Origin of the sequence: Xanthomonas sp. NCPPB 2866 (assembly GCF_041475745.2) — a bacterium.
Classification (GTDB): Bacteria; Pseudomonadota; Gammaproteobacteria; order Xanthomonadales; family Xanthomonadaceae; genus Xanthomonas; species Xanthomonas arboricola.
In genome coordinates, this window is the sequence record NZ_CM192975.1 from 2,610,535 (window position 1) to 2,621,875 (window position 11,341).

At 66.0% G+C, this 11,341-nt stretch carries 12 protein-coding genes; 2 read left to right on the forward strand and 10 right to left on the reverse strand.

What is annotated here, in order from left to right:
• Positions 1-72: 72 nt before the first annotated feature.
• Together ACCQ04_RS11185 and ACCQ04_RS11190 are read right to left on the reverse strand one after the other, a co-directional pair.
• Positions 73-2,439 carry a Tex family protein gene (locus ACCQ04_RS11185; RefSeq protein WP_226427719.1) on the reverse strand — a complete coding sequence of 789 codons (2,367 nt, stop codon included), beginning with the start codon at positions 2,437-2,439 and terminating at the stop codon, positions 73-75.
• Positions 2,440-2,683: 244 nt separating this feature from the next.
• The gene (locus ACCQ04_RS11190) at positions 2,684-2,911 is read right to left on the reverse strand and encodes a hypothetical protein (RefSeq protein WP_016904406.1); all 228 of its coding nucleotides are present in this window, start codon (positions 2,909-2,911) and stop codon (positions 2,684-2,686) included.
• Between the two features lie 192 nt (positions 2,912-3,103).
• Here ACCQ04_RS11190 and ACCQ04_RS11195 point away from each other — a divergent pair, with 192 nt between their 5' ends.
• Positions 3,104-4,315 carry an NAD(P)/FAD-dependent oxidoreductase gene (locus tag ACCQ04_RS11195; protein WP_226427718.1) on the forward strand — a complete coding sequence of 404 codons (1,212 nt, stop codon included), beginning with the start codon at positions 3,104-3,106 and terminating at the stop codon, positions 4,313-4,315.
• On the opposite strand, the gene ACCQ04_RS11200 is transcribed toward ACCQ04_RS11195, so the two are convergent.
• The 5 genes from ACCQ04_RS11200 to ACCQ04_RS11220 all read right to left on the reverse strand — a co-directional run bounded on the left by ACCQ04_RS11200 (position 4,273) and on the right by ACCQ04_RS11220 (position 8,022).
• Entirely contained in the window at positions 4,273-4,788 is a 516-nt protein-coding gene (locus ACCQ04_RS11200) for a hypothetical protein (protein ID WP_104574702.1), read from the reverse strand. The two genes, ACCQ04_RS11195 and ACCQ04_RS11200, sit on opposite strands and share 43 nt — an antisense overlap.
• The gene (locus ACCQ04_RS11205) at positions 4,758-4,958 is read right to left on the reverse strand and encodes a PspC domain-containing protein (RefSeq protein ID WP_016904409.1); all 201 of its coding nucleotides are present in this window, start codon (positions 4,956-4,958) and stop codon (positions 4,758-4,760) included. Before ACCQ04_RS11205 ends, ACCQ04_RS11200 begins: the two co-directional genes overlap by 31 nt.
• Positions 4,959-5,062: 104 nt before the next feature.
• Positions 5,063-6,139, reverse strand: a complete 1,077-nt coding sequence (locus ACCQ04_RS11210; RefSeq protein WP_024938704.1) for a class III poly(R)-hydroxyalkanoic acid synthase subunit PhaC — start codon at positions 6,137-6,139, stop codon at positions 5,063-5,065.
• A complete protein-coding gene (gene phaE / locus ACCQ04_RS11215; RefSeq protein WP_226427742.1) occupies positions 6,136-7,305 on the reverse strand; it encodes a class III poly(R)-hydroxyalkanoic acid synthase subunit PhaE in 1,170 nt (389 codons plus the stop codon). The genes ACCQ04_RS11210 and phaE overlap by 4 nt, the downstream gene beginning before the upstream one ends.
• A gap of 54 nt (positions 7,306-7,359) precedes the next feature.
• A complete protein-coding gene (locus tag ACCQ04_RS11220; RefSeq protein ID WP_180969739.1) occupies positions 7,360-8,022 on the reverse strand; it encodes a CDP-alcohol phosphatidyltransferase family protein in 663 nt (220 codons plus the stop codon).
• An 82-nt stretch (positions 8,023-8,104) separates the two neighbouring features.
• Here ACCQ04_RS11220 and ACCQ04_RS11225 point away from each other — a divergent pair, with 82 nt between their 5' ends.
• Positions 8,105-8,866, forward strand: coding sequence for a 3-hydroxybutyrate dehydrogenase (locus ACCQ04_RS11225; protein WP_226427717.1), 762 nt, complete (start codon positions 8,105-8,107; stop codon positions 8,864-8,866).
• Positions 8,867-9,189: 323 nt separating this feature from the next.
• On the opposite strand, the gene ACCQ04_RS11230 is transcribed toward ACCQ04_RS11225, so the two are convergent.
• The 3 genes from ACCQ04_RS11230 to ppsR form a co-directional block, all read right to left on the reverse strand.
• Positions 9,190-9,678: an NUDIX hydrolase gene (locus ACCQ04_RS11230; RefSeq protein ID WP_065031556.1), complete on the reverse strand. Its 489-nt coding sequence runs from the start codon at positions 9,676-9,678 to the stop codon at positions 9,190-9,192.
• A 64-nt stretch (positions 9,679-9,742) separates the two neighbouring features.
• Complete coding sequence (locus ACCQ04_RS11235; RefSeq protein WP_016904415.1) at positions 9,743-10,252, reverse strand: DUF1249 domain-containing protein; 510 nt, start codon at positions 10,250-10,252, stop codon at positions 9,743-9,745.
• A 196-nt stretch (positions 10,253-10,448) separates the two neighbouring features.
• Positions 10,449-11,270 carry a posphoenolpyruvate synthetase regulatory kinase/phosphorylase PpsR gene (gene ppsR, locus ACCQ04_RS11240; protein ID WP_024939184.1) on the reverse strand — a complete coding sequence of 274 codons (822 nt, stop codon included), beginning with the start codon at positions 11,268-11,270 and terminating at the stop codon, positions 10,449-10,451.
• Between the last annotated feature and the right edge of the window lie 71 nt (positions 11,271-11,341).

An 11,341-nucleotide genomic window follows, 5' to 3' on the forward strand; every position in this document is an offset into this window, starting at 1 on the left:
AGACCCGCCGCCTTGCGAGCGGGTCTATCTACACTGCCCAGCCACGCCAGGGCAGCCGCCGGGCACGCTGACTCAGCCGCGCTTGGCGCGTGCGAATGCCGCGGCCAGCGCGTTGTCGGCCGGCGGCGCAGTGGTGCGCGGCTTGCTGTTGCCCTGCGCCGGGCCACGCCCACCGCCACCCTCGCGGCGGCCCTGCCCCGTGCCGCCGTTGCCGCGCTGATCGCGCGACTGGGCTGCGGCATCGGCCGGCGGTGGCGTATCGGACAGACGGCAGGTCAGTGCGATGCGTTTGCGCGCCACGTCCACTTCCAGCACCTTGACCTTGACGATGTCGCCGGCCTTGACCACATCGCGCGGATCCTTGACGAAGGTGTCCGACAACGCGGAGATGTGCACCAGGCCATCCTGATGCACGCCGATGTCGACGAACGCGCCGAATGCGGCCACGTTGCTGACCACGCCTTCGAGCACCATGCCGGGCTTAAGGTGCTTAATGTCCTCGATGCCTTCGGCGAACTGTGCCGCCTTGAATTCGGGGCGCGGATCGCGGCCGGGTTTTTCCAGCTCCTTGAGGATGTCGCGCACGGTCGGTACACCGAACTGCTCGTCGGTGAACAGCTCCGGCTTGAGTCCACGCAGGAAGCTGCCATCGCCCAGCAGGGCCTTGATCGGCTTGCCGGTGCTGCCGACGATGCGCTCGACCACCGGATAGGCTTCCGGATGCACCGCCGACACGTCCAGCGGCTCGTCGCCATCGGCGATGCGCAGGAAACCGGCGCATTGTTCGAAGGTCTTGTCGCCCAGACGCGGCACCTTGAGCAGGTCCTTGCGGCGCTTGAACGGACCGTTGTCGTCGCGATGGCGCACGATGTTTTCCGCCACCGTGCTCGACAGCCCGGATACGCGCGACAGCAGCGCCGCCGACGCGGTATTGACGTATACGCCGACCGCATTGACGCAGTCTTCCACGCGCGCCTCCAGTGCCTTGGCCAGACGATATTGATCCACGTCGTGCTGGTACTGGCCCACGCCGATCGCCTTGGGCTCGATCTTGACCAGCTCGGCCAGCGGATCCTGCAGGCGCCGCGCAATCGACACCGCACCGCGCAGCGACACGTCCAGGTTGGGAAACTCCTTGGCAGCAAACTCGGACGCCGAATACACCGACGCACCGGCTTCGCTGACCACGATCTTCTGCAGCTTGCTCGCCCCGCACAGCGCGATCGCCTCACCGGCGAGCTTGTCGGTCTCGCGGCTGGCGGTGCCATTGCCGATCGCAATCAGCTCCACGTTGTGCTGCATGCACAGCTTCTTGATCGTCTGCAGCGACTGCTCCCATTGCCGCTTGGGCTCGTGCGGGTAGATCGTCTCGGTGGCCACCAGCTTGCCGGTGGCATCGACCACGGCGATCTTGCAACCGGTACGGATACCCGGGTCCAGCCCCAGCACCACGCGCGGACCGGCCGGCGCGGCCAGCATCAGGTCCTTGAGGTTGTCGCCGAACACGGCGATCGCCTCGGCCTCGGCCTTCTCCCGCGCCTGGTTGAACAGGTCCAGCAGCAGATGCATGTGCAGCTTCGCGCGCCAGGTCAGCCGGCAGGCATCCAGCAACCAGCGATCGGCCGGACGGTTCTGGTTGGAGATGCCGGCATTGCGCGCCACACGGCCCTCGGCGTACTGATGGCCGGCCTCGGCATCGTTGCCCGGCTCCAGATCCAGGTACAGGAACTCCTCGCGGCGCGCACGAAACAGCGCCAGCAAGCGGTGCGAGGGAATCTTGGACAGCGATTCGGCATGATCGAAGTAATCGCGGTATTTGGCACCGGCCTCTTCCTTGCCCTCGGCAACGCGCGCGCGGATCACGCCGTTGTCGTTCAACCAGCTGCGCAGCTCACCCACCAGGGCGGCATCTTCGCCCCAGCGCTCCATCAGGATGGCGCGTGCGCCTTCCAGCGCTGCCTTGATATCGGCCACGCCCTTTTCTGCGTCAATGTACGCCGCAGCAGCGACTTCCGGCGCCTGGTTCGGGTCGGCCAGCAGGCCATCGGCCAGCGGCTCCAGACCGGCTTCGCGCGCAATCTGCGCACGCGTGCGGCGCTTGGGCTTGTAAGGCAGGTACAGGTCTTCCAGCCGCGACTTGCTGTCGGCCGCCACGATCTCGGCGCGCAATTCTTCGCTGAGTTTGCCCTGCTCGCCGATGCTGGACAGGATCGCCGCGCGGCGCTCTTCCAGCTCGCGCAGATAGGTCAGGCGCGTTTCCAGATTGCGCAGCTGGGTATCGTCCAGCCCACCGGTGACTTCCTTGCGGTAGCGCGCGATGAACGGAACGCTGGCGCCTTCGTCGAGAAGGGCAATGGCGGCGCGCGCCTGGGCGGGTTGGGCACCGATCTCGTCGGCGATGGTGCGAGCGATCTGCTGGGCAAGCTGGCTGTCGTGCATGGCGGCGCGGCCGGAGCCGCTTCACTGAAAAAAGCATTTTCGCAGTGCTGGCCCGCCGCGGGAACCCGTTGACAGGATCGCCATAACCCTATGCCGGCGCGCCCATCGATGGCTGACAAGCGCTAGCGGGCGATCGTCAGGTGGTTACCGATGGTGCGGAAGCGCTGAAGTACCGTTGCGATACCTGCAGCAGTGGACACTTTGCGCCCACTGACAGTGAGCGCACTCGTCCGGTCGGCTGCGCTTAGCTGGCGCGACCTGCGTAATGCGTGGCCGCGCGCTCAACCAGGATACTTTCGTGCAGCGATTCCAGTGCCATCACGCGGATCTTGCCGACATCCTTCAACGGCACCATGCGCTCGACATAGATCTCCGGGCCGGCGTCGGTCATCGCGCGCGACTTGCTGAACCCGTAAGGCACAACTCCCTTGTCGCCATCTTTGCTGCCACCGACGTACAGAACGATCGACATGCCCACACCCTCATTAACAACTGTGACTACGTTAGTGGCGCGAGCATAACGACCGTGCCGTGAGGAGCTTTCCACGCACGTTAACGCCGGCTGTTTGCGGTTTGGTGACGGCGGGATCCCCTCGCCTGTCTGCACAACCGCTTCACCCGACCTGCCGGTCCAATTGCGCTCCTCCCGCACGTACGACACCGCATGGACCTCAAAAGTGGCTACCCGTTCTGGCCGATCCGCAACGGGTTGATGCGCGCCTATCCGCGTCTGGAGCGGGACACCGATTGCGAGGTGGCCATCATCGGCGGCGGGGTCACCGCCGCGCTGATCGCGCACGAACTGCTCAAGCACGGGCACGAGGTGGTGGTGGTCGAGCAGCGCGAGATCGGCTGGGGCAGTACCTCGGCCAGTACCGCCTTGCTGCAGTACGAAATCGACACACCGATGATCGAGTTGGCCAGGCATTACGGCATGCCGGCAGCAGCGCTGGCATACGCTGCATGCGCGCAAGCCGTGCTCGACCTGCAAGGCCTTTGCAATACGCTGGGCGGTTGCGACTTCAGCCGTCAGGACAGCCTGTACTACGCCAGCCGGTCGCGGGATCTCGACGACCTACGCAGCGAACTGCAGGTGCGAAAAATCCACACTCTTCCGGTCGAATGGATCGAGCGCGCGCCGTTGTGGCACAACTACGGCGTACGCTCCGAGGGCGCGATCCTCAGCCGCCTGGCCGCCAGCGTCGATCCGTATCGGCTGTGCTACCGCCTGTTTGCAGAAGGCGAGCATTACGGCGCGCGCATCTACGACCGCACCGCGATCGCCACCCTCACACCCCACGACCGGCATGTCGCGTTGCGCACCCGCGACGAGGTCACGCTGCGCGCCCGGCACGTCATCATGGCCGCAGGCTACGCAAACCAGCAGTGGCTGTCGCAGCGCGTGGCACGTAACCGCAGCAGCTACGCATTCGTGACCGATCCGCTGCACGACGGCGAGATGGGCGCGCTCAAGCACACCATGATGTGGGAAACCGCGCGTCCCTATCTCTACCTGCGCAGCACGCCGGATGGACGCGTGGTGGCCGGCGGCGAAGACGACAACATCGATCTGCCCGCACGTCGCGACGCACGTGTCATGCGCAAGCTGAAGACGCTGCTGAAGAAGATCCACCGGACGATGCCGGACATCAGCCTGCGCCCGGTGTTCGCCTGGGGCGGCACCTTCGCCGAAACCGCCGATGGACTGCCATTCTTCGGCCCGCATCCGCAACATGGGCCGCGGGTGTCGTTCGCGATGGCGTACGGCGGCAACGGCATCACCTACAGCGCGATCGGCGCAGGCTTATTGCGCGCGCAACTGGAAGGCAGGCCTCACCCGTTATCGGACCTGTTCGGTTTCTCGCGGTTGCGCTGAGACCCCCACGGCCACCAGCCGTGGCCGTGCAGCGCATATGCGTCGGCGGCCCGTTCCAGCGGATTGCGTACGTGGATGCCGCCGCACAGCAGATACACCGGCAAAAACAACGGTCCGAGCAGCATGTACTGGTAGACATGCGCACGTTCGTGGTCGCCCAGGCGCACCGGCGGGTGCTGACAATGCCCTGCCGCATGCGCATACGTGCTGCACTGCAGATCCAGTGAGGCGCCCTTGAGCAGGATCACATTGCCTAGCGTCATTGCCCCGCCCGGTCCCCATGGCCAGGCATGGAACACCACGGCCAGTTCCTGCCCGGACCAGCGCGGACGCGCGCCGAAACAGCTGCCGGCGGCACCGATGGCAAGGCCGAGCAAGGTATTGGGCAGCGTCCACAACGCGCCCAGCACCTGCACGGACGACCACCGGCGCCGGGCGGGCGTCAGTCGGCCTGGTTGGGGATCAGCAGCCACAGGATCAGATAGACCAGGATGCCGGGGAACGCGGCCGAGGCGATCGACACGATCACGAACAGCACCCGCAACAGCGTGGAGCTCCAGCCGAAGCGGCGGGCGATGCCGCCGACCACGCCGGCGATCATGCGGTCGTTGAGGGAACGGGACAATGCGGTGGTCGTGGCCATGGAAGGCTCCTTCGAACGTGTTGCCCAGTCTAAAAAGCGCAGCGGCTGCGCCTTGTGACGGCTGCGGCTGCTCGCTGTAGGCACAGCGCACCCCCCAAGCCGCATCACGCGTTGCCGCCACGCTCCTGCAACCAGCGGTGGATCGCCACCGGCACCTCGCGCTGCGCACGTCCGGAGACGTAGATGCCGATATGCCCGCCGCGGAAACTCAGCTCGGTGTAATCGTCGCTGCCGACCAGGCCGCGCAATGCACGCGAGGCGTCGGGCGGCACCAGGTGATCGTGTTCGGCGTAGATGTTGAGCACCGGCATGTCCACCGCCTGCAGGTCGACCGCCTCCCCGCCGATGCGCACCTGCCCGGTCACCAGCCCATTGCGCTGATAGAACTGGGTGACGAACTCGCGGAACGCCTCGCCGGCCAGATCGGGCGAATCGAAGATCCACTTTTCCATGCGCAGGAAATCTTCCAGCGCCTGCTTGTCGTCGAGGATGTCGAGCAAGCCGACGTACTTCTGCAGATTCAGCCGGAACGGCTTGAGCATCAGGTAACTGGCGTTCATCAGATCCGCCGGCACGTTGCCCATGGTGTCCACGAACAGATCCACATCGACCATGCGCGCCCAGTTGGAGAGCATGTTGTCGGGGGTGTGGAAATCCACCGGCGTGACCATGGTGATCAGGTTGCGCACCTTCGGCCGCTGCAGCGCCGCATAGCACAGCGCAAACGTGCCACCCTGGCAGATGCCGAGCACATCGACTGCCTCCAGCCCCGACTGTGCGCGCAGGTGATCCACCGCGCCATCGATATAGCGCAGCAGATAATCCTCCAGGGTGAGGTAACGCTCGGAGCGGTCCGGGTAGCCCCAATCCAGCACGTAGACGTCCTGGCCGTGGCCCAGCAGACCCTTGACCAGCGAGCGGTCGGCCTGCAGATCGACCATGTAGGGGCGGTTGACCAGCGCATAGACTATCAGCAGCGGCGTCCTGGCCACCGGCGCCTGCTCGCCGACAAAGCGGTACAGCACCACCTTGCCGTCGCGCCAGATTTCCTCGCGCTCGGTCACGCCGTAATCCACGTCTTCCACGCCGGGCAGCAGTTTGAGCCCCTCGCGCAGCTTGCGCTGCATCGACAGGGTTTCCTGCATCAGGTCTTCGGCGCTGAATCCCAACGGGCCTTTCATGTCTGCGCTCCACGTGGCTTGCGTGCGGTCGACTTACCGGAAGCTGTGCCGGCCGATGGCCTGGCGGCGCTTTTGGCCGCCTTCGTGTTCTTGGCTGGGGCGGTTTTCGCTGGCGGTTTCTTGGCCGGGCTGGTCGCCGCAGCCGGCTTGGGCGCAGTGTCCGCCCTGGCTGCCGGCGTGCGCCTGGCCGTGGCCGGCGCAACCGGGTCAGCCACCGCTGCAGCCGGCTTGCCGGCCGGGCTGGCCGCAGTGCGCAGCATGCGCCGCACCGCACGTTCCAGCTCGGCGATGCGGCGATGCGCGGCGTCCATCTCCGAACGCGTCGGCATCCCGAAACGCTCGCTCAACTGCTCCACCTCTTCCTGCAGTGCGGCGCGCAGGCGCATATGCGCATTGGCAAAGCCGCCGTAGACCTCGCGAAACTGGTCGGACAGGGCGACGTCGGCATACGACTCTTCGGCGGCCTCGATCCACAGATCGAACAAGGCACGCGCACTGGTCAGCTGACTGCCGCTGCTTTCGTGCTCGCCCAGCTTGGAGGCGAACCGGCCGAACGCCTGCTCGATGGCCGACTTGAGTTGTTCGCCATAGGCCTGCGATTGCGCCTGGTACTCCTGCTGCGCACGGGCCAGCGTCTGCAGGCGGGCCTGGTGATTGCGGCTCACGCCGAATGCCGGCATGTCCAGCCAGGGCGCGTTTTCTTCCCGCCACTTCGCCAGCGCCTGCGCAGCGTCCTGCAGCCACGGGTCGAAGCCGCCTGGGCTGCCGCCACGCAGCGAGCCCAGCGTCCACTGCATCAGCTGCTCGCCCTGCCCCTGCACGGCACGTCGCCAGGCTTCGGAGACCTCATTGGCCGAGGTGTCGCGCCCGGCAAACTGCGCGGCCACCTGCTGCATGGTGCCGAACCAGTCGCCGGCCTGATGACGGAAGCGGTCGATGGCCTCCTGCGCCTGCGGTGCGGCCTGGGTGGGCAGCAGTTGCGACCACCAGTCCATCGCCTTGCGCCAATCCTGCGGTGCGTCGCTGCCCGGCCCCGCCCCGGGAACGGCACCGGGCTGTGCAGCGGCGCCGGACTGGCCGTGGCGCATGGCATCTCCCCAGGCGCTCCAGTACTGGCGCGCCTTGTCTTCGAAGTTGCCGTTGTCCGAACCGCTGGTTGCCATGATCCCTTCCCGTGACTGTCCACCAGCCATCCTACCGCGTGTGCCCGGCCGTACCGGTCAGGGTTTGGGGATGCGCAGCGTCTTGCTGATCATCAGCGAGCCGGACACTGCAAACAGCAGCACCAACGGGTGCAACTGCCACGGCCCGAGCTGCCACTGGCCCCACCACAAGGTCTGGCCGATATGGCCGCTGCTGGCGGCCACCGCCAGCAGGATCACCAGCAGCAGGCTGGTGGGGATCGGGGTGCCTTCGAAGTACGGCACCTTGTCGGCCTCGCCGGCGATCTCTTCGGCAGTCACGTTGTAGCGCGCCAGCCGGCTCACGCCGCAGCAGACGAAATAGCTCAGCACCAACCAATCCCAGCCGCCGCGCATGCCGCAGGCATAGCCCAGCGCTGCCGGCGCCACCCCGAACGAGATCACGTCGGCCAGTGAGTCCAGCTCGCGGCCCAGGGTCGAGGACGCCTTGCGCCAGCGCGCCACATGCCCGTCCAGCGCATCGAACACGAACGCCAGCGGGATCAGCGCCATGCCCAGCAGCAGGTCGCCGCGATGGCCTTCCTGCAGAAAGCGCATCGACGCGAACACCGCGCCGGTGCCGCAGAAGGCGTTGGCCAGGGTGAACCAGTCCGCGAGTTGGAAATCGCGCAGCATCGAGAAATGGCGTTTCATGCGCAGCCTGAGGTGATCGAGGCGCAAAGGGTAACGCGCGCACGCCATGCAGGCGACCGTTTCACGCTATCGGCTAGGCTGGCGATCAGCGTGGCCGCTCCGGCCGAACACGATCGACACCGAGGACAGCATGAAGCGCAGCATCCTGATCACCGGCGCAGGCAGCGGCATCGGCGCCGGCATCGCCACCGAGCTGGCCGCCGGCGGCCACCATCTGATCGTCAGCGATATGGACCTGGCGGCAGCCGAACGCACCGCGCAGCGCCTGCGCGACACCGGCGGCTCGGCCGAAGCACTGGCGCTGGACGTAACCGATGACCACGGCATCGCGCAGGCCTTGGCGCGCGTGACGCGCGCGCCGCAGGTGCTGGTCAACAATGCCGGCCTGCAGCAGGTTGCCGCGCTGGAAGACTTTCCGATGCAGCGCTGGGCCTTGCTGGTGGATGTGATGCTGACCGGCGCCGCACGGCTCAGCCGCGCGCTCCTGCCCGGCATGCGCGCGGCCGGCTACGGGCGCATCGTCAACATCGGCAGCATCCACTCGCTGGTCGCCAGCCCGTACAAGAGCGCGTATGTCGCCGCCAAGCACGGCCTGGTCGGCCTGGCCAAGGTCATCGCCCTGGAAACCGCCGACTGCGACATCACCGTCAACACGCTGTGCCCGAGCTATGTGCGCACCCCGCTGGTGGAGCGCCAGATCGCCGACCAGGCGCGCACGCGCGGCATCGCCGAAGACGCAGTGATTCGCGATGTGATGCTCAAGCCGATGCCCAAGGGCGCCTTCATCGACTACGACGAACTCGCCGGCACGGTCGCGTTCCTGATGTCGCATGCCGCGCGCAACATCACCGGGCAGACGATCGCCATCGATGGCGGCTGGACCGCGCAGTAAGCACAGCTGGCGAAATTTTCACCAGCTTGCGTGGCCGCCTTGCGCCGCAAGGCGTGCGCGCAGTTGTCCACAGACTTGCGCAGACTTCATCCACAACCGGTGTGGAGAAGTGCGTGGAGGCGAATGCAGGCGGCAGGTCGCCACAGCATGCAGCGCCGGCTTGCGGTTGCGCTCGCCAGGTCGATCGCGTGGCATTAGCGCCGATGAAACGACATCCATGGCGAATGGAGACGACACGCAAGTCCGGCACTGCGGTGACCGCGCCAGCCAGCGGTAACAGCCGCGCTCGCCTGGGTGGCTGCGCCCCCCCCCCTCAATCTCGCTCAGATGCGCGAATACGTCCACGACTGCATGCGCCCGTCGCGATACGGCATCACGCCGTGAAACGGACGCGGGTCGCCATCGAAGACCAGTGGCAGGAAATTGCGGTCGCCTTCCCACATCGGCACCTGGTCCATGCGGTCGATCGCCACCCATTCCAGCGTGCCTTCCGGGTTGGAAGCCTGCGGCTCGCCTTCGAAGCTGCGGATCAGGAACACGAAGCCCAGCCAGTCCTCGCCCTGCTTGCCAAAGCCCGGCCAGCTGATGGTGCCGCGCAGCTGCATGTCGCCGCACTCCACGCCGGCCTCTTCGCGGATCTCGCGGCGCATGCCGGCCAGTACGTCCTCGTCCGGCTCCACCTTGCCACCGAGCCCGTTGTATTTGCCCAGGTGCTGATCGCCGGGGCGGGCATTGCGATGGATCATCAACACCTGTGTGCCGTCGGGCGACAACAGGTAGCCGAGCGTGGCGACGATGGGGGTATAGGGCATGGCGGGCGAGCTGGAATCGAGCGCATCAGTATGACCGATGCTGTGCAAGCGGCGTGGCGCAGCCTCAGCCGACCGCAGCCTGCGAGCCCGGGCGCGGTGGCGCAACGTAGTCGGTATCCAGACGCAAGGTAGCCACGCCATGGCCGCGCTCGGCCAGATAGTCCAGCCACTTGCCCAGGAACGTGTTCATGCGCATGCGGTGGCTGATCAGCTCGGCCGGCGGCGGGAACATGCCCATCACGTCCTGCCAGCGACGGCCGACGTAGCAATGGGTGGTCTCGGCCTGGCGCGCATCGCGGTACAGGCGCACGTAGGCCGACGGGTCAGGCTCGCCGGTGACGGGATCGCACAGGTCGTAGGTCAGCCGCAGCTCGACCGTGTAGCGGTGGCACTCGATCACGTCCAGACGCAGGTCCAGCCCATCGCCGATCGACGAGACATAGGAGCCGGGAGCGAGGTCGGCCGGTGCGAACAGCCGGGTCAGATGCTGGAAGTTTTCTGCGTACAAGCCCATCAGCCAGCCGAACCGGCTCAACTTGGGGATGCGTTCGAGTTTACTCAGTGCTTGCGCCATGAACCGATCCTACACGCTGCGCTGCCGCACGGGCAGCATTGACGACCGGCCACCGGCGGCCTACCTTGGCGGAGCCCTGCCCCGCCCGCTTGATTTGCTTGACGCTCGCCTACCGACCGTGACACGTCACGGCAGCTCCGGATCGTGAATACGCTACGCGCGGCCCAATCCCCAATCCCGCCAACCAATTCCCGCCTCAAAACATCTCGCGCTGCAGCCCCAGCGTGGACAACACCTTGCTGGAAATTTCCTCGATCGAGGTATTGGTGGTGCTCAAGGTCGGAATGCGCTCCATCTGGAACATGCGCTCGGCGGTGGCCACCTCGCGCCGGCAGGTCTCTGCCGCGCTGTAGCGTGAATTGGCGCGCCGCTCCTGGCGGATCTGCTGCAACCGCTCCGGGTCGATGGTCAGGCCGAACAACTTGCTGCGGTAATTGCGCAGGCGCGGAGGCAGGCGCTCGTTTTCCAGATCTTCCTCGGTCAACGGGTAGTTGGCGGCACGGATGCCGTAATGCAATGCCAGGTAGATGCAGGTCGGCGTCTTGCCGGCGCGCGACACCGCCACCAGGATCACGTCGGCCTCGTCGTAATTGAGTGCGATACCGTCATCGTGGCTCAGCGCGAAGTTCATCGCGTTGATGCGGCGGTGATAGGTCTCGAAGTCCACCATGCCGTGCGCACGGCCCACGCGCGAATGCCGCGGCGCATTGAGTTCGCGTTCCAGCGGCTCGATGAAGGGCGCGAACACGTCCAGCATCAAGGCGCCGCTTTCGGCCAGGATCATGCTCAGCTGGGGATCGACGCAGGAATTGACCACCACCGGGCGCACCTGGTACCGCTCACCTGCCGCGCGCACCCGCAGCGCCGCATCGCGCGCTTTTTCTGCATCATCAATGAACGACATGCGGTCGGTGACGAAGTTGAATCCACTGAACTGCGTGAGCAGGCTATGCCCAATCGTTTCAGCGGTGATACCGGTTCCATCGGAGACGTAGAACACCGGTCGAATTGTTGACATCAAGACCACCTCTTTGAACTGGTGTCCAAAACTTACGGGTTCATGCTTGTGCAGATTCCGCTGTGCACTGC